15 protein-coding genes are annotated in these 17,776 nt (G+C 61.1%); all 15 read left to right on the forward strand.

Going from position 1 to position 17,776, the window contains the following annotated elements; translation table 11 throughout:
* Position 1: 1 nt before the first annotated feature.
* The 15 genes from E4680_RS01775 to eno all read left to right on the forward strand — a co-directional run bounded on the left by E4680_RS01775 (position 2) and on the right by eno (position 17,721).
* Complete coding sequence (locus E4680_RS01775) at positions 2-1,279, forward strand: glutamate-5-semialdehyde dehydrogenase (RefSeq protein ID WP_135280665.1); 1,278 nt, start codon at positions 2-4, stop codon at positions 1,277-1,279.
* Positions 1,280-1,285: 6 nt separating this feature from the next.
* Positions 1,286-1,924 (forward strand): nicotinate-nucleotide adenylyltransferase, encoded by a 639-nt coding sequence (nadD, locus tag E4680_RS01780; RefSeq protein ID WP_240696078.1) that lies wholly within the window; start codon positions 1,286-1,288, stop codon positions 1,922-1,924.
* A complete protein-coding gene (gene rsfS, locus E4680_RS01785) occupies positions 1,917-2,264 on the forward strand; it encodes a ribosome silencing factor (protein ID WP_135280666.1) in 348 nt (115 codons plus the stop codon). The genes nadD and rsfS overlap by 8 nt, the downstream gene beginning before the upstream one ends.
* Before the next feature lie 9 nt (positions 2,265-2,273).
* Positions 2,274-2,744 carry a 23S rRNA (pseudouridine(1915)-N(3))-methyltransferase RlmH gene (rlmH, locus tag E4680_RS01790; protein WP_135280667.1) on the forward strand — a complete coding sequence of 157 codons (471 nt, stop codon included), beginning with the start codon at positions 2,274-2,276 and terminating at the stop codon, positions 2,742-2,744.
* 17 nt (positions 2,745-2,761) lie between these two features.
* Positions 2,762-3,415: a Maf family protein gene (locus E4680_RS01795; protein WP_320410111.1), complete on the forward strand. Its 654-nt coding sequence runs from the start codon at positions 2,762-2,764 to the stop codon at positions 3,413-3,415.
* 2 nt (positions 3,416-3,417) lie between these two features.
* Positions 3,418-4,920: a ribonuclease G gene (gene rng / locus E4680_RS01800; RefSeq protein ID WP_135280668.1), complete on the forward strand. Its 1,503-nt coding sequence runs from the start codon at positions 3,418-3,420 to the stop codon at positions 4,918-4,920.
* A 24-nt stretch (positions 4,921-4,944) separates the two neighbouring features.
* Complete coding sequence (locus E4680_RS01805; RefSeq protein WP_135280669.1) at positions 4,945-8,850, forward strand: YhdP family protein; 3,906 nt, start codon at positions 4,945-4,947, stop codon at positions 8,848-8,850.
* Between the two features lie 70 nt (positions 8,851-8,920).
* On the forward strand, positions 8,921-9,745 hold the full coding sequence (locus E4680_RS01810) for a carbon-nitrogen hydrolase family protein (RefSeq protein ID WP_135280670.1): 825 nt from the start codon (positions 8,921-8,923) through the stop codon (positions 9,743-9,745).
* Between the two features lie 5 nt (positions 9,746-9,750).
* Complete coding sequence (gene tldD, locus E4680_RS01815; RefSeq protein ID WP_135280838.1) at positions 9,751-11,214, forward strand: metalloprotease TldD; 1,464 nt, start codon at positions 9,751-9,753, stop codon at positions 11,212-11,214.
* 42 nt (positions 11,215-11,256) lie between these two features.
* Positions 11,257-12,252 (forward strand): alpha/beta fold hydrolase, encoded by a 996-nt coding sequence (locus E4680_RS01820; protein ID WP_135280671.1) that lies wholly within the window; start codon positions 11,257-11,259, stop codon positions 12,250-12,252.
* Positions 12,253-12,495: 243 nt separating this feature from the next.
* Entirely contained in the window at positions 12,496-12,888 is a 393-nt protein-coding gene (locus tag E4680_RS01825) for a hypothetical protein (protein ID WP_135280672.1), read from the forward strand.
* A 206-nt stretch (positions 12,889-13,094) separates the two neighbouring features.
* On the forward strand, positions 13,095-13,478 hold the full coding sequence (locus tag E4680_RS01830; protein ID WP_135280673.1) for a hypothetical protein: 384 nt from the start codon (positions 13,095-13,097) through the stop codon (positions 13,476-13,478).
* 419 nt (positions 13,479-13,897) lie between these two features.
* The gene (locus tag E4680_RS01835; protein WP_135280674.1) at positions 13,898-15,547 is read left to right on the forward strand and encodes a CTP synthase; all 1,650 of its coding nucleotides are present in this window, start codon (positions 13,898-13,900) and stop codon (positions 15,545-15,547) included.
* Complete coding sequence (gene kdsA, locus E4680_RS01840; protein WP_135280675.1) at positions 15,544-16,386, forward strand: 3-deoxy-8-phosphooctulonate synthase; 843 nt, start codon at positions 15,544-15,546, stop codon at positions 16,384-16,386. The genes E4680_RS01835 and kdsA overlap by 4 nt, the downstream gene beginning before the upstream one ends.
* A 45-nt stretch (positions 16,387-16,431) precedes the next feature.
* Complete coding sequence (gene eno / locus E4680_RS01845; protein WP_135280676.1) at positions 16,432-17,721, forward strand: phosphopyruvate hydratase; 1,290 nt, start codon at positions 16,432-16,434, stop codon at positions 17,719-17,721.
* The last annotated feature ends 55 nt before the right edge of the window (positions 17,722-17,776 follow it).

A 17,776-nucleotide genomic window follows, 5' to 3' on the forward strand; every position in this document is an offset into this window, starting at 1 on the left:
CATGAGTGCCTATCCGAAAGAACCTGATCTCAGCGCTTACATGCAAACCGTGGGTCGCAACGCACGGCGAGCCAGTCGTGAGTTGGCCCGAGCCAGCACCGCGGTGAAGAACGCAGTGCTTCAGGCGCTGGCCGATGCAATGGCGCGCGACCGGGTTCGGCTGCTGGATGCCAATCGGGAGGATCTTGAGCATGCCCGGGCCGCGGGACTGGACTCGGCCTTGCTGGATCGGTTGACGCTGACCGATGCAGGGATCGATGCCATGGCCGATGGGGTCCGACAGATCGCGGCGTTGCCCGATCCTGTGGGCGAAATTACCGACCTCAAGATGCAACCGTCGGGAATTCAGGTGGGCCGGATGCGCGTCCCCTTGGGCGTTGTCGGGATCATCTATGAGTCCCGGCCCAATGTAACCGCCGATGCCGCTGCCTTGTGCCTGAAATCGGGCAATGCCGTCATCCTGCGCGGCGGGTCCGAGGCATGGCGTTCCAACCAGGCTATTGCCGGTTGCCTGCGCGCGGCTCTGGTTCAGTCCGGCTTGCCCGAGACGGCGGCACAGGTGATCGAGACTACCGATCGCACGGCGGTGGGCCATCTCATCACCATGCCCGAGTGGGTGGACGTGATCGTACCGCGCGGCGGTCGCGGCCTCATCGAGCGGATCGCCGGCGAGGCGCGGGTGCCCGTGATCAAGCACCTGGACGGGGTCTGTCATGTCTATCTCGATGGGGCGGCCGATCCCGATAAGGCGATGCGCATCGCCATCAACGCCAAGACGCAGCGCTATGGGACCTGCAACACCATGGAAACGCTGCTGGTGGATGCCGCCGTCGCTGATCGGCTGTTGCCCGAACTGGGCCGCCGCTTCGAGCAGGCCGGTGTGGTCTTGCGGGGATGTTCGCGGGCCTGTGCGCTGGTGCCCGGCATGGAGGCCGCGACCGAGATGGATTGGACTGCCGAGTATCTGGCACCCATTTTGGCGGTGCGCGTCGTCGACGGACTTGATGCGGCCATCGACCACATCAACAGCTACGGATCGGGTCACACCGACGCCATCGTCACACAGGACTACAGCCGCGCCCAGCGCTTTGTGCGCGAGGTGGATGCCAGTTCGGTTATGGTCAATGCCTCGACCCGATTCGCCGACGGCTATGAATACGGTCTCGGCGCGGAGATCGGCATCAGTACCGACAAGTTCCATGCGCGTGGTCCGGTGGGTCTCGAGGGGCTGACCTCGCTCAAATGGGTGGTGTTGGGCGATGGTCACATCCGGACCTGAATCCGCATGATGGCACCGATCGGTCTTCTGGGTGGAACATTCGATCCGGTTCACTTGGGGCATATGCGCATTGCGCTGGAGGTCATGGAGGCACTGGCTTTCCAGGAGGTGCGTTTCATTCCAGCGGCGAGCCCGCCGCATCGCTCCGATCCGGCACTCGACGCGCATGCGCGCGTACGCTTGCTGCGAGCAGCGATCGCCGATCAGCCAGGATTCACGCTCGACCTCCGGGAGCTGGAGCGGCCCGGGCCTTCCTATATGGTGGATACGTTGATCGACCTGCGCGGGGAGGTGGGCACCGAACAGCCTTTGTGTCTCATTCTGGGAATGGATGCGTTTTCGCTCTTGCCTTCATGGCACCGTTGGGAAGCGTTGGCCGAGCTGACCCACGTGGTGGTCGCGAGTCGCCCGGGTGGTGCCCAGCGGCCGGAAGGCGCCTGGTGGCGCGGCAGCGTCTTCATGAATCCGGAACAACTGCAAGCCACGCCGGCCGGGGGCGTTTATTTTCATCGCGTGACGGCCTTGGAGATTTCCGCTACCCGGTTGCGGCAACTCATCAACCAGGGACAGAGTCCGCGCTACCTCGTCCCCGACGCAGTATGGCGCATGATCGACGAGGAACATTGGTATCAATTTCATGGATAGTGAGCAACTTCAAACCCTGACGATCGATGCGCTGGACGAAATCAAAGCCGTCGATGTGGTGGCGCTGGATGTGCGCCGATTGACCAGCATTGCCGACAGCATCGTCATTGCCAGCGGCACGTCCCAGCGGCATGTCCAATCGCTGGCCGACAATGTATTGCAGCGGGCCCGTGAGGCGGGAATCCGCCCGCTGGGTGTGGAGGGCGAGCAGACCGGGGACTGGGTGCTGGTCGACCTCGGCGATGTCATCGTGCATGTCATGCGGCCGGAAGTGCGGGATTTTTACAATCTCGAAAAGCTCTGGGATGTCGCGCCTCGTTCCGCGTCGGTCGAGGGTTGAGCGGTTCCGGTGCAGTTGCGTCTGATCGCCGTGGGCCCGCGTCAGCCCGAGTGGGTCAACACGGCCTTTTGCGAATATAGTCGGCGCTTCCCTGGGGAGTGCCGGCTCGAACTCACCGAACTGGCGTTGGGGCCACGGGGCAAGGGGCGCGATCCTCAGCACGCCTTGGCCGTCGAATCGGAACGGATGATCAAGGCCATTCCGTCGCACGCCTGGGTCGTCGCGCTCGATGAACGGGGCACGGCGTGGACCAGTCGCGAATTGGCGAGACGCCTCGAGGGCTGGATGAATTCCGGCCAGGACGTCGCGCTGTTGATGGGTGGCCCGGACGGCCTTTCAGCGGCTTGCAAAGCGCACGCGCGCGAACAATGGTCGCTCTCGGCACTCACTTTGCCACATGGCTTGGCCCGGGTCGTCGTCGCTGAGGCGCTTTATCGGGCGCACAGCCTATTGAAGGGTCATCCCTACCACCGCGACTGATCATTAGGATATTCCCCGTGTCAACGGATGACCCGGCCAGCATGAACCAGCCTCATCTCTACCTCGCGTCGACATCACCGCGGCGACGGGACCTTTTGGCCTTATTGCGAGTCTCCTACCAATGCGTCCGTATTTCAGTCGATGAAACGGCCAAGGCCGGGGAAATGCCCTTGGCCTATGTTCGGCGGTTGGCGCTGGCCAAGGCACACGCCGGTTGTCGCCAGCCCGGTGTAGGGACGTTGCCGGTTCTGGGCGCGGATACCGCAGTTGTGCTGGGTCGGCGGATCTTCGGGAAACCTGCCGATCGCGAAGACGGACTCGCCATGTTGGCAGCCTTATCGGGTCGCGAACACCGGGTTCTGACAGCCGTGGCCGTGGTGCGTCAAGATCAGGCCCGGGTAGTGGTGAGCGAGAGCCGCGTCACCATGGCCGAGATGAGCCCGGCCGAACGCGCGGCTTACTGGGACACCGGAGAGCCAGCTGACAAGGCAGGTGGTTACGCCGTTCAGGGGTTGGGCGCGGTATTCATCAGCCGGATTCGGGGCAGTCACTCCGGCATCATGGGATTGCCCTTGCGGGAAACAGCCCTCTTGCTGCAGTCCTTCTCTGTACCGGTTTTTCCTTGGGTCCATCCGCTTGAGGTTGGCGCCAAAACGGCAACAAGTCGATGATCATGAACGAAGAGATTCTCATCAATGTCACGCCGGAGGAAACCCGCGTCGCCCTGCTGGAGAACGGTGTACTGCAGGAAATCCTGATCGAACGGGCCACACATCTGGGTATCGTGGGGAGCCTTTACAAGGGCCGGGTGCTGCGGGTGTTGCCAGGCATGCAGGCGGCTTTCGTCGATATCGGACTGGAGCGCAGCGCGTTTTTGCACGTGGCCGACATGCGTGAGGCGCGACTGGGTGGTTCTGAATCGGCGGATCTCGAAACCGACGGTGAAGGCCCGCAGGTTACCGGGAAACTGGAAAAAATCGAGTCTTTGTTGCAAGAAGGCAGCGAGATTTTGGTGCAGGTGATCAAGGATGCGCTGGGTAGCAAGGGCGCGCGCTTGTCGACGCAGATTAGCATTCCGTCACGTTTTCTGGTGTTTCTGCCGGGACTGGACCACATCGGCGTATCGGCGCGGATTGAGGATGAGGCGGAACGTCGGCGTTTGCGCGCCTTGGTCACCCAACTGCGAGACCAGGGACTGCCCGGGGGCTACATCGTGCGCACGGCAGGTGAAGGGACGAGCAACGAAGCCATTGCACGCGACATGGCGATGCTTCACCGCATCTGGCGGGCCATTGGGCAGCGCATGACGGATACCCCCGCGGGTCAGCGTATCCATGACGACCTGCCGTTGGCGTTGCGGACCTTGCGCGACCTGGGCGGTACGCAGGTGGAGCGGGTGCGAATCGATTCGCCTGAAATGTACGAACAGGCCCTGCGTTTCGCCGAAACGTTCTTTCCCGACCACAACGTCGAAATCAACCTTTACGCCAGTGAACGCCCCATCTTCGATCTCTATGCCGTAGAGGATGAAATTCAACGTGCGCTGGAACGCAAGGTGCCTCTGAAATCCGGGGGTTACTTGGTGATCGACCAGACCGAGTCGATGACGACGATCGATGTGAACACCGGCGGGTATGTGGGCTATCGCAATCTCGAGGAAACGATTTTCCGTACCAACCTGGATGCGACTCAGGCGATCGCCCGGCAGCTCCGGCTCCGCAATCTGGGCGGAATCATCATCATCGATTTCATCGATATGGAGGATCCCGAGCATCGGATCCAGGTGGTGCGGGCGCTGGAAAAGTGTCTGGAGCGCGATCCGGCACGCACCAAGATCTCAGCGGTCTCGCCGCTTGGTCTGGTTGAAATGACGCGCAAGCGGATTCGGGAGAGCCTCGGCCACATTCTGTGCGACCCTTGTCCCATGTGCAATGGACGAGGCTACGTCAAGTCGATCGAAACCGTCTGTTTCGAGATCCTGCGGGAGGTGCAGCGCGCTGCGCGGCAATGCGATACGCGCGATTTGCTGGTGCTCGCTTCCGATGCTGTGATCGACCGCCTGCTTGAAGACAAGACTGTCCATCTGGCCGAACTCGAGCAGCACGTGGGGCGGCCCATTCGCTTGCAGCGGCAGAGTGTGTACCACAACGAACAGTTCGATGTGGTGATGCTCTAGCCGCAACCGTTTGCGAGGCGCGTGATGAGATTGGCAGGACGCGGATTATGGCGAGGAGGCATGGCCCTGTGCGGCGTACTGCTTCTCGCCGTGCTTGCATTGGCTGCCGGGGCTCTGTGGCTGCAGCGTGAGGTTCCAAACCATCGTCCGGAGGTGGTTGAGTGGTTGGAACGGAGTCTTGGGGTAGTGGTCGCCCTCGACACGATGACCCTCCATTGGACTTGGCATGGCCCGGAGGTGGCTTTGTCCGGTGTCTCCGTGCGGGCGATCGATCAGCAAGCGCCCATTGCGCTTGAGGAAGTACGGGTCGGATTTTCCTTTCTGGATCTCGTGAGTGGGCGTATCCAGCTGCCGAATCGGTTGGAGATCCGCCAAGCAGATGTGCGGATTGAGCGGCGCGAGAATGGTCAATGGCTGATTCAAGGCATTGTGCTGGATCGCGAGGCGGGGGAGGCCGGACCAGCATGGAGGGCCGCGATCCCCGTTCTTGAACGGCTCGGTGAGATCACTCTTCGGGACTCGACCATCGTTTTCGTGATGGCAGGACGCGAGGAACCCATCCAGCGCTTCAGCGGCGTCGATCTTCGCTTGAGCAGTCACGAGCAAGTGCATCGCGTGTCCGTCTCCAGCCATTCCGCAGCCATGTTGGGACGTGATTTTTCGCTGGTTCTCGATGCTCGGGGGCCACTGGCGGAGCCGCAGAAGTGGGTCATCGGGATCGAAGCGGGGCTTACGGAAGCTTTGCCCAAGGACTATCTCGATCCCTGGTTGGGGCGCTGGTTGGATCTGCACCGCTCGCGCCTGAGTCTGGACTTTACGGGGCATTGGGACCCCGCAGGGGAAAGCCGGTTCGAGCTGCTCGCCGATGTGCGGGATTTGATTCTCCCAGAGACCGATCACCATGACCGCAGCCATCTGGATCGGCTGGCTGGCCGCTTCACCTGGCGCGGCACCGTGCAGGATTGGGCGCTCAATCTCGTCGATGTGCAAGTGGCATTGGACGGGCGACCTTGGCCAGCCGTACAAGGGACGCTGGTGGTGCAGCGCCCGGAGGCTGCCGGGCAGATGGCCGTGTCCGGCAGTCTGTCGACTTTGCGCCTGCAGGACGCGCAGCGACTCTGGATGGCGCTTCCTCTGATCTGGCGTCAGGAGCTGAGTGGTGAGCAGCTGACGGCGTGGAGCCAGAATCCGGTCACGGGAGATCTCCGTGATCTGGCATTCGCTGTCCAGCGTGAGGCGGATGGAACGTGGAACGAAACCCACCTGGCAGGGCGCTTCGAGAATCTGGGGTGGTCTGCGCTGGGGGTGATTCCGGGCATGTCCGGCTTGACCGGCTCGCTACGGGCGGATCAGGACGGTGGGTGGCTGCGTGTTGCTGGCGACGCAGTCGGTTTCCAGTATCCCGATCTGTTCACCAAAACCTGGCCGAAGGGAAAACTCGAGTCGGAACTGCGATGGGAGCGCGATGGCCGGCTCTGGAAGCTCTGGTCACCTGAAATGCGGCTCGAGCATCCGGACTTGGCAGCCCAGGGGACGCTGGCGCTCGCCTGGCGGAACGGACAGCGGCCCGCGATTGATTTGCAGGTGGATTTCCAGAAAGGCAACGCCGCCGCGCTGGATCGCTATCTGCCGCGCCGTTTCCTGCCGCCGGCTACCGCGCGCTGGCTGCGAAGCGCCATTCTCGACGGCCACATCCGGGATGGCCGATTGCGACTCCGGGGCGATCTGGAGCGTTTTCCGTTCCGTGATGGGGGTGGGATCTTCGAGGTCAAAGCACACGTTGAGGAGGGCGTGGTGCGGTTCAATCCCGACTGGCCGGCCTTTGAAGCGGTTTCGGCTGACCTTGGTTTTACCGGTTCGGGTTTCGAGGTCACGGTGCAATCAGCGCGCAGTCACGGCCTGACGCTGACTCGAAGCCGATTGGAAATGGCGGATTACCGGGAGCCACTTTTGATCGCGAATGGGGAAGGCGTGGGTGATCACCAGGCCGCGTTGGATTATCTTTCCCATGCCCCTCCAGGCCGGTCCGTCAAGGTGTTGCTGGAAGGGGCACGGGGACAGGGACCTGTCCATCTGGCGCTATCCCTGCGTCTGCCGCTGCGAAACATCCGTGAGACCCAGGTATCCGGGTTGGTTCGTTGGGACGGCGCCCGGCTTGAGAAACCCGAGTGGCGTGTCGGCCTGAGCAATATCCGGGGCAGCCTGCGCTTTCGCGAGGATCGGTTGGAGGCAACCAACATCCAGGCGCTATTGGATGGCGAGCCGGTGAATCTGCGGGTCAGTGCCTTGGATGAACGCCTGAGCAGCAGCGGCTTTCACGCCACGCGGATCCAGCTCGGGGGGAGGCTGCCGGCGTCGGTGTTGAGGCGCCAGTTGACAGTGGTGGATCCCCGAACCATCCAGGGCGTTACCACATTCGATGCGCGTCTCGACGTGCGTCCCGGCGGGCGGTTGCAGTGGTCGGGGCGTAGTTCGCTGGACGGAATGACGCTCGATTGGCCGCCACCGTTGGCCAAGGGCTCCGCGATGGAACGGGCCTTGGTGGTCGAGGGGAGTGGGGATGGTGCACAGCATCTGATCCAGTTTGATCAGGCTGGCGGACTGTTGCAGGGTACGCTCCGTCTGGTAAAGCGGGATCGTGGATGGGAGTTCGATCGGGGGTTGATCGGCCTGAACCAGCCTGTGCGCCGCTTGCCCGACCGATCGGGACTGTGGATCCGGGGGAAGCTCGATCGTGTGTCATTTCAGGATCTTGCAGCATGGCAATCCGTATGGGCACCTCGAAAGGTCACCGTGAAGCAGTCCTGGGCTTTGCCCGCATGGCTTGGTGGGTTGGATGTGGCGTTCGGCGTGGCCCAATGGGGGGCACTGCAGCAGTCTGATGTCCGCGTCGCATTGAATCGGGGGGACGGACAGACGCCCAGCTTGCACGTGCAGTCTCCGGCGCTCGATGGCGTTTTTCGCCCCGCCCTCGGTGACAATGCCGTGCGGGTGGATTTGAAGTGGTTCGATCTCGATGCATTCGGTGGGGCGGGTGCGGCGTCGCCACAGGCCCGCGCCGTGCCCACGCGGTCGACCGTGGATCCACGGAAACTGCCGGCAATGGAGATCCGGATCGCGCGGCTGCGCTACCACGGTAGTGACCTGGGTCGTGCCGATATGCAACTGCAGCCGGGGCCAGATGGTCTCACGGTTCCGCGATGGGGCCTCGACGGCAGCGCGGTCCGGATCAGTGGCTCGGGAGCCTGGAGTCAACGGGCATCGGGTGTCCAGTCCAGCCTCCGTTTCCGGGTGGAGAGCGCTGATCTGCCGACCTTGGCCCGGCGGTTTGGATATCCGGATGCCATGGAAGCCCAGAGTGCTCGGCTCGATGCCAATCTGACCTGGATGGGAGCCCCGTGGGAGATGAGCCCGACACAAGCTCTCGGGGACTTTCAGTTCGAAGCCAAGGAAGGCGCCATCTATTTCCGTGAGACCCGTCCAACCACCGGGATTCTGATGAGTCTGACGGGTCTGTACGATCTCCCCCGACGGCTCACTCGGGACTTTTCCGGTGTGTTTCGACCCAGCTTGCCGTTTGACGAAATACGCGGTGATCTTCATCTGGAAAAAGGGGTGGTGGAAACGCGCCGCTTGGAACTCAAAGGGTCGGCGGCGGATGTTCGGATGAGTGGAACCAGCGATCTAATCCGGCGGCGTTTTGACCAGGAGGTCGTGGTGGTTCCGAGTCTCTCGGCCGGTCTGGCATTGGCTGCCACCGTTGCGGGCGGTCCGGTTGCCGGGGCAGTGGTTTTCATGGGGCGGGAATTGTGGCGCCGGCCCGTGAGCCGGCTCGTGCAGATCCGATATCGATTTGAGGGCGACTTTGATTCTGCGACGTTGGAACGGGAGCAAGGTCCTTTCAACTTGCCCGAAACCGGCCAGCCTTGAGCCAAGCTCCCCTTGGCTGGACAGGGTGGCAGATGCGCTTTATCGTCCGCTCTGTTAGGAGGATACGCGTATGGTGAAGGTGGCGGCCATCCAGATGGCTTCCGGACCGCAGGTTGCTGCAAATCTGATTGAAGCGGAACGGTGGTTGGTGCAGGCGGCCCAGGCCGGTGCCCGCATTGCGGTTTTGCCTGAGCATTTCGCCTGCATGGGGCTGACCGAGCACGATAAGCTCGAGATCGCTGAGGTCCCTGGGGCCGGCATGATCCAGGATCAGCTCGCGCGTATTGCACAGCGCGAGCGGCTGTGGATCGTTGCCGGCACCATCCCGCTGCGTCTTGAAGGGCAGGCGAAAGTCTCCCCGGCCTGCCTTGTTTTCGATGATCGGGGTCAGCAGGCTGCCCGCTTCGACAAGATCCACCTGTTCGATGTCCGGCTGCCGGTTGGCGGCGAAGCCTATTGTGAATCGTCTACCCAGGTGCCTGGTGATCGGATCGTCGTGGTGGATACCCCAGCGGGCCGGATGGGCTTGGCCGTGTGCTATGACCTGCGGTTTCCCGAACTGTTCAGGGGAATGGTCGACGCGGGCGCGCAATGGTTTGCCTTGCCGGCAGCATTTACCGCCCGCACCGGTCAGGCCCACTGGGACCTCCTGTTGCGGACCCGGGCCGTGGAAAATCTCATGTACGGTGTGGCGGCAGCTCAGGGCGGGTACCATGCGAACGGTCGCGAAACCTTTGGTCATAGCCTGCTGGTCGATCCTTGGGGCGCGGTCATCAACGTCTTGCCACGAGGATCGGGGATCGTCCTAGGCGATATCGATACGCGACGTGTTCACGATTTGCGGACGGCGTTCCCCGCCTTGTCTCACCGGCGCTTCGGAGTTGTGCTGTCATGAGGGAAATGACTGATCCAGTCCCCGTTCTGGACCGGGTGCGTGAGCGACTGCTGACGCCCGGGGGGCTCAATGACGGCATCCTGCTCGGGGCGTTGCACGAATTGAGCGGATCGGGCGCCGATGGCGGGGATCTGTACTTCCAGCAGGTGCGTTCGGAGTCGTTCAGCCTGGAGGACGGGCGCATCAAGGAGGGCGATTTTTCCCTCGAGCAGGGTGTGGGCGTGCGCGTTCTGTCCGGCGAAAAGACGGGATTCGCCTACTCGGACGAACTCAATCCCCAGGCGCTGCGCGAAGCGGCACAAGCGGCTCGGGCCATTCTTCGACAAGGCCAGAATCGCACCGCGAAGGTGAGCGGTGTGTCGTTTCGGGAACCGTCTGTGATGCGGCGTTACGATGATCGGGACCCATTGGGTGGTGTGGCCGTGGCGGATAAGCTCGCGCTCTTGCAGGCGGCGGAGGCCGAGGCGCGGCGTGAGCAGCGGGTTCGTCAGGTGATGGTCAGCCTGGCTGCAGTGGAGGAGCTCATGCTGGTGGCAGCCACCGATGGGACGCTGGCTGCCGATGTCCGGCCGCTGGTACGGATCAATGTGTCAGTGATCGTGGAAAAGGACGGCCGCCGCGAGCGGGGCAGCTCGGGCGGCGGGGGGCGGTTCGGATACGAGATCCTGAAGGGCCGCGACGCCGCCCGTCATCATGCGCGCGAGGCGGTACGTCAGGCGCTCGTTGCCCTGGAGGCTGAACCAGCACCAGCCGGGGTCATGACCGTTGTGTTGGGGCCGGGCTGGCCTGGCATCCTGCTACACGAAGCGATCGGCCATGGCCTGGAGGGTGACTTCAACCGCAAGGGAACCTCCGCCTTCAGTGGTCGCCTCGGCGAAACGGTGGCGAGCGCCCTGTGCACCGTGGTCGATGATGGCACGCTCGTGGATCGGCGTGGCTCGCTCACCGTCGATGACGAAGGCACACCCAGTCAGCAGACCGTGCTGATCGAAAATGGCCGTCTGCAAGGCTATCTTCAAGACAAGCAAAATGCCCGGTTGATGGGAATGGCCCCCACCGGAAACGGTCGAAGGGAGTCGTATAGCCATTTGCCGATGCCCCGCATGACGAATACCTATTTGCTCCCCGGTCCGCACGACCCCGAAGAGATCATCCGATCGGTGTCCAGCGGCGTGTATGCCGTCAATTTCGGGGGAGGCCAGGTTGACATCACCTCCGGAAAATTCGTTTTCTCAGCCAGTGAAGCCTATCGGATCGAAAACGGCCGACTCGGTCGGCCTGTCAAAGGCGCGACATTGATCGGTAATGGTCCGGAAGTGCTGAGGCGAGTCAGCATGCTGGGTCACGATCTGCAACTCGACGAGGGAGTCGGCACCTGCGGCAAGGATGGGCAAAGTGTGCCCGTCGGTGTAGGGCAGCCGACACTGCGTATCGATGGGCTGACCGTCGGTGGGACCCAGACCAATTGACGTTTCGGGAAGCGGTTTGGAACGTGATAACGGGAAAACCATATGAACGGATGGCTTCTGGTTGTCGGTCTGGTTGCGCTGACGCTGGTGTTGCGTCGCCGCTATCTGGACCGGCCGACGCAACCGATTTATGCCAAGGATTTTGACGGTGAGATCTACCGTATCGGCGCCTGTCACGCGCTCGTCCGGCGGGCGAGCGGCGAACCTCGGGGAACGGTGATTTGCGTGCCGGGCTTCCTCGAGGAGGTCTGGTATTTCGATGGCCTCTATGACGATTCTCAAATCGACTGCATCTACCTTAACAATGCCGATTACCATGACCTAACGGTAGCTGCCGCTGCGCGCGCCGTGCAGGCCAGCTGGGATCAGCCCTTGCCGTATGCGGTCGGCACGATCGAGCATGACGCGGCCGTTGTGAACCTCATTCTCGAAAATCTGCTCCGTTCGCCTCAGGTTCGTTTACATGGACACTCGCGCGGCGCAGCCGTGGTTCTCGAGGCCGCTTTGCAAGCCCCCCATCTGCATCGCCGCTTCGGATCCGATATCGAATATGTTCTGGAAACACCGGTATTGCCCCAAGGACGTATCCACCCGAGTCTCGCGCTCGCGGCGACGCCGATCGGTCTGTGGCTTCTCCCGGCACTGATGCCATTGCTCAGGCGCTTGCCGATGCGGCTGCTGGGCCGGCTGGTTTTCGGCCCACCGAGTGGCCAGAAGCTCGAACTGGCTTCGCGGTTATGGTTCAACGCCAAGCGGGCCAGAACAATTGTGACGAATGTGCGGAATATCGAGTCCTGGATGGCATCCCGATCAACGGCCGCGTATGACATTCTTCCGAACGCACGTATGTGGATTCTCATTGCCGAGATGGATTTCATCCTCAGCCGACGTGACATGGCACGAAGTGCTCATCAGGCCGGAACACGCATCCAGGTACTGGAGATTCCCGCCACTTCACACATGCTGGCGCAAGACGCACCGGGTGAGATTCCGCTTGTTCAGTTCGACGCGATCAATTCGCAGAACATGAGTGCCTGATCTATCGTCATCTGAGTGAGTAAAACTTTTTCGATGCGGATTCTGACCTGATCGGGCAGAATCTGCTTTTTTTTGTCATTTTCGAGAGCGGGCGAAAATCATTTTCTTCTGTCCAAACTCTGGTTTTTCATGGCTTGTCACAATTGGCCCATGAATTGCTCTGTTGTTTCACGGTGACAGCAAACAAGCTTTTCAGAAAGCTGTCATGGCTTATGAGCATATCAAATCCTGGAGGACGGATTCATGAAAAAGGTTGTGTTGTTGGGTTCGCTCGCCGCACTGGCTATCACTTCTCTTCCCGTCAGTGCGCAAATGTCTAATCTGACGGATGTTCAGATGCGCGATGTGACCGGGCAGTCGATTCCAGGCTACACGGTAACGGTCGCCGGTTCAGTAACGGATACCTACACGGTGCCGTTTGCGTATCAAGTCTTCTCCAGCAAGGCACCTGTGACCGCGTCAAGTATTTCTGATCTGGTTGCAATTTGGGCGCCGAACTACCCTTCGAATGTGGCAGCAACCCGCAGTGGCTTTCTGACGGATGTGAACGGGGGGTTGGCGGCCGCTTCAGGCATTCTGCAGTCCAAGCCGTTGATTGGCCCGTTCGTACCGAATGTGAGCATCACCGCGCCTTGATTTCATCGGCCTGGAAGGCCGGATTTTCCGGCCTTTTTCGAGTCGTCTATCTTTTCGCAATTGTTCATGAAAATTCACTTTTTGATTTTGTTTTCATGTTGGGTATGTTTTCTTTCGATTGATTTCTGATCTGTTTGCCCGGTGGCATCCAATCGGATTCCGCCTTTCGATTAAAATGTTCATATTTTTCACTAGGGGACCATATAATGAAAAAGTACATCAAAATGGCGTTTGCCGGCGTTGCTCTTGCAGGTTTCTCGATGACCGTTTCTGCGGGCATGAGTGATCTTTCCGATCAAGATCTTCGTGACGTGTCGGGGCAAGCCTATTTTCTGAATGTTGGACTGAGTCAATATACAGCGCCATTTGCCTATGAAGTGTTTTCGAGCAAGGCTCCGAGTTTTGTGGTCGACTACGGTCGCGACTTGGTGAGCACCTACGCGTCGGGATATCCCGCAAAGGTGAGTTCGGCGCGCTCAGCCGGCTTGGATCGGGCCAATATGGGCTTGTCGGCTGCGACCATGGCACTGCAGGCCATTCCTTTTGTCGGTCCCTTGGTTCCGCCGGTTTCCATTTCCACAGCGCCCTGATCTGGGGCGACCCGACGCGAAGTGGCCGACCGTGGCCGCTTCGCGTTGATCTCGGCGTCTTCGACGTGAGCGCACGGCAGCCCATCTTGTGGATTGCCGTGCGCTCTCTATTGTCCTTGACCGGGCGCGTCAGCATGCCCACCCACCTAAGTAAGATGCTGATCCGCAACTCGACGTCCGCGGTTGTTCGAGGCGCCTCTGCCGATTCCGAAGCGGATCTGCCGCCTTCGTGTCATGAAAGATCAAAAGTTTGTGCCTTGTCGTGGGGCTGGCAACGTCGGCGAGACTGAATCGTAGCCGCGCACTGGCCGGATTTCGTTGTCCGCATTGGGGTGATGTGCTAGGCTAAAGCCCCATCTTTGGGGGGCCTGAACCATCATCCGCCTCCATCTCAATCTTATTAAAGCAATGGAAGCGGCATGACGCGATTCATCTTCGTGACCGGTGGGGTTGTTTCTTCTCTGGGTAAAGGCATTGCCTCGGCTTCCCTGGGAGCTATCCTGGAAGCCCGTGGGCTCAAAGTGGCCATGATCAAGCTCGATCCCTACATCAACGTGGATCCGGGCACCATGAGCCCATTCCAGCATGGAGAAGTTTTCGTCACCGAGGACGGTACCGAAACCGACCTTGACCTCGGCCATTACGAACGCTTCGTGCACACCACCACGGGCCGGCACAGCAACTACACGACCGGTCGCATCTACGAGACGGTGATCCAGAAGGAACGCCGCGGCGATTATCTGGGTGGCACGGTGCAGGTCATTCCGCATATCACCGACGAGATCAAGCGCTCCATCCATGCCGGCGCGGGCGATGCCGATATCTGTCTGGTGGAAATCGGGGGGACCGTCGGGGACATCGAGTCGCTGCCTTTCCTGGAAGCGATCCGGCAGATGGGAACGGAACTGGGGTCGGGCCACGCCTTGTTCATCCATCTCACGCTGGTGCCTTTCATTTCCGCATCCGGAGAGATCAAGACCAAGCCGACTCAGCATTCGGTCAAGGAATTGCGTTCCATCGGCATTCAGCCTGACATTCTCATCTGCCGTGGAGATCGGCCGCTCCCCCCGGAAGAGCGCCGCAAAATTGCCCTATTTACCAATGTATCCGAGCGTGCCGTGATATCGGCAGTGGATGTCGAGGATATCTACCAGATTCCGGAACTGCTTCATCGGCAGGCACTCGATCAAATCGTCAGTGAACGTTTCGGGTTGGAGCTGCCGCCTGCCGATCTGTCCGACTGGCGGGTTGTCGTCGAGGCTCGCCACCGGCAGGATGGCGAGGTGACCGTCGGGCTTGTGGGCAAGTATGTTGATCTGTCGGATGCGTATCTGTCGCTGAACGAGGCGCTCAAGCATGCCGGTATTCATACGCTGACCCGAGTCGTGGTGCGGTATATCGATTCAGAACGCTTGGAAACCGATGGGGTATCTCTGCTCGAAGGATTGGATGCCATTCTGGTTCCGGGCGGGTTCGGGCGGCGTGGTATCGAGGGCAAGATTGCTGCCGTTCAGTATGCACGCGAGCAGGGTGTTCCCTATCTGGGGATATGTCTGGGGATGCAGCTGGCCGTGGTGGAACTGGCTCGCCATCTGGCGAAGCTGGGCGAGGCGCACAGCACCGAGTTCGATCCGGCGACACCAGATCCCATCATTGCGCTGATCACCGAATGGCAGCAGGCTGACGGCAGCGTCCATCAGCGCAGCGGTCGGGAAGACCTTGGCGGAACCATGCGCCTCGGCGGGCAGCCTTGTCGGTTGATGTCCGATTCGCTCGCACATGCCCTGTACGGGCGCGAGCTGATCATCGAGCGTCATCGCCATCGATACGAGTTCAACAATCGCTATCGCGCTGCGCTGGAATCCCAGGGCATGCGGATCTCGGGTTGGTCAGCCGATGGGCGATTGGTCGAGATCATCGAGTTGCCGGACCACCCCTGGTTTCTCGGCTGCCAGTTCCATCCCGAATTCACTTCTACGCCGCGCGACGGCCACCCGCTCTTTTCCGGTTTTATCCGAGCTGCGCGCCTAGTTCGTGAACGACGTGACCAGCAGGCTGCTCCCGCATGAAGCTGTATGATTTCGAGGTCGGGATCGACCGACCTTTGTTTCTTATCGCCGGTCCGTGTGTGGTCGAATCCCTGCAACTGCAGCTCGATGTGGCCGGGCAGCTCAAGGAAATCACCACCCGGTTCGGCATCCCATTCCTGTTCAAGTCCAGTTTCGACAAAGCCAACCGATCCTCTGCAGGCAGTTTTCGCGGGCCGGGGATCGAGGAAGGGCTGCGGGTGCTGGAAGCCGTCAGGCGGCAAATTGGGGTGCCGGTGCTCACTGACGTGCACGAATACACACCCTTGGATGAAGTCGCGGCTGTTGTCGATGTGCTGCAGACGCCAGCTTTCCTGTGCCGCCAGACCGACTTCATTCAGAATGTGGCGCGCCAGGGCTTGCCGGTCAATCTCAAGAAAGGCCAGTTTCTGGCGCCTTGGGACATGCACCATGTGGTCGAGAAAGCGCGCGCGGTGGGCAATGATCGGATCATGGTCTGCGAACGCGGCGTGAGCTTCGGCTATAACAATCTCGTCTCGGATATGCGTGCGCTGGCGGTCATGCGCAGAACCGCCTGTCCGGTCGTCTTCGATGCCACCCACTCCGTTCAGTTGCCGGGCGGGCAAGGTGATCGGTCCGGTGGTCAGCGCGAGTTCGTGCCGGTTCTGGCCCGTGCAGCCGTTGCGGCAGGGGTGGCGGGTGTGTTCATGGAGACCCATCCGGATCCGGAACGGGCGTTGTCCGACGGCCCCAACGCCTGGCCGCTAGATCAGATGGCCGAGTTGCTTGAAACGCTGGTCGCGCTCGATGCAGTGGTGAAAGCTCGCCCGCTGCAGGAAGTTCGCGCATTCGAGGCGTAATCTTTTCATATTCCAGTCGGTCCTCATTTCATCGGAGTACGAAACATGGCAAAGATCACGGCGATTGAAGCTCTCGAAATCCTCGATTCGCGCGGAAATCCCACGGTCGAGGCCAGTGTCCATCTCGATGATGGCAGCGTTGGCCGGGCCGGCGTCCCATCGGGAGCATCCACCGGCTCGCGTGAGGCCGTGGAGCTGCGCGATGGCGATAAAGGCCGCTATCTGGGCAAAGGTGTCCGCAAGGCGGTGGCCAACGTCAACGGCGAGATCCGCAAGGCTCTGCTGGGCAAGGACGCGCAGGACCATGACGCCCTCGACCAGCTGATGATTGCGCTGGACGGCACCGAGAACAAATCCCGCCTCGGCGCCAATGCCATCCTCGCCGTATCGCTCGCCACCGCCAAGGCGGCTGCGATTCATGCCGGCAAGCCGTTGTATGCCTATCTCGGCGGTGCGCAGGCCACCGGTATGCCGGTTCCGATGATGAATATCATCAACGGCGGCGCGCATGCCGATAACAATGTCGATCTGCAGGAATTCATGATCCTGCCGGTGGGTGCGCCCAGCTTTGCCGAAGCTCTGCGCTACGGCACAGAAGTGTTCCACCACCTCAAGCAGGTTTTGCATGGCCGCGGGCTGGCCACAGCGGTGGGCGATGAGGGTGGTTTCGCCCCCAACCTCGGCTCCAATGAGGAGGCGCTTCAGACCATCCTGGAAGCCATTGAGCGCGCAGGTTACACGCCCGGCAAGGACATCTACCTCGGGCTTGACGTGGCCAGCAGCGAGTTCTTCCGGGACGGCCGCTATCAGCTGGAAGGCGAGGGAAAATCCTTTGACGCCGCCGGATTCTGCGACTATCTGGCCGGACTGGTCGAGCGTTACCCCATCCTGTCCATTGAGGACGGCATGGCCGAGGGCGACTGGGACGGCTGGGCACTGCTGACCCAGCGGCTGGGCGACAAGGTGCAGCTGGTCGGTGACGACCTGTTCGTCACCAACACGGCGATTCTGGCTGAAGGGATCGAGAAGAACATCGCCAACGCCATCCTGATCAAGCCGAACCAGATTGGGACGCTCGGTGAAACGCTCGCGGCCATCCGCATGGCGACCGACGCGGGCTACACAGCGGTGGTCTCTCACCGGTCCGGAGAGACCGAGGACGATACCATTGCTGATCTGGCGGTGGCGACCACGGCCACCCAGATCAAGACCGGCTCGCTGTGCCGCAGCGATCGGGTCGCCAAATACAACCGTTTGCTTCGTATCGAGGCCGAGCTTGGTGCCCGCGCCCAGTATCCCGGCATGGGTGCTTTCCCACGGCGTTTGAAACACTGAGGTCGTAGACGGCTGTTGCCCCGTTCGGAACGACACGGTCTTGGAAGGAGGGCGG

The organism is Candidatus Macondimonas diazotrophica (assembly GCF_004684205.1).
Lineage (GTDB): Bacteria > Pseudomonadota > Gammaproteobacteria > UBA5335 > UBA5335 > Macondimonas > Macondimonas diazotrophica.

What these genes read in the sequence shown, in the direction of transcription:
- E4680_RS01810 (WP_135280670.1), top strand. Translation starts at nt 8,921, where the DNA reads ATGGTGAAGGTGGCGGCCATCCAGATGGCTTCCGGACCGCAGGTTGCT.
- rsfS (WP_135280666.1), top strand. Translation starts at nt 1,917, where the DNA reads ATGGATAGTGAGCAACTTCAAACCCTGACGATCGATGCGCTGGACGAA.
- rng (WP_135280668.1), top strand. Translation starts at nt 3,418, where the DNA reads ATGAACGAAGAGATTCTCATCAATGTCACGCCGGAGGAAACCCGCGTC.
- E4680_RS01830 (WP_135280673.1), top strand. Translation starts at nt 13,095, where the DNA reads ATGAAAAAGTACATCAAAATGGCGTTTGCCGGCGTTGCTCTTGCAGGT.
- eno (WP_135280676.1), top strand. Translation starts at nt 16,432, where the DNA reads ATGGCAAAGATCACGGCGATTGAAGCTCTCGAAATCCTCGATTCGCGC.
- E4680_RS01805 (WP_135280669.1), top strand. Translation starts at nt 4,945, where the DNA reads ATGAGATTGGCAGGACGCGGATTATGGCGAGGAGGCATGGCCCTGTGC.
- tldD (WP_135280838.1), top strand. Translation starts at nt 9,751, where the DNA reads ATGACTGATCCAGTCCCCGTTCTGGACCGGGTGCGTGAGCGACTGCTG.
- E4680_RS01825 (WP_135280672.1), top strand. Translation starts at nt 12,496, where the DNA reads ATGAAAAAGGTTGTGTTGTTGGGTTCGCTCGCCGCACTGGCTATCACT.
- E4680_RS01775 (WP_135280665.1), top strand. Translation starts at nt 2, where the DNA reads ATGAGTGCCTATCCGAAAGAACCTGATCTCAGCGCTTACATGCAAACC.
- E4680_RS01820 (WP_135280671.1), top strand. Translation starts at nt 11,257, where the DNA reads ATGAACGGATGGCTTCTGGTTGTCGGTCTGGTTGCGCTGACGCTGGTG.
- kdsA (WP_135280675.1), top strand. Translation starts at nt 15,544, where the DNA reads ATGAAGCTGTATGATTTCGAGGTCGGGATCGACCGACCTTTGTTTCTT.
- E4680_RS01835 (WP_135280674.1), top strand. Translation starts at nt 13,898, where the DNA reads ATGACGCGATTCATCTTCGTGACCGGTGGGGTTGTTTCTTCTCTGGGT.
- nadD (WP_240696078.1), top strand. Translation starts at nt 1,286, where the DNA reads ATGATGGCACCGATCGGTCTTCTGGGTGGAACATTCGATCCGGTTCAC.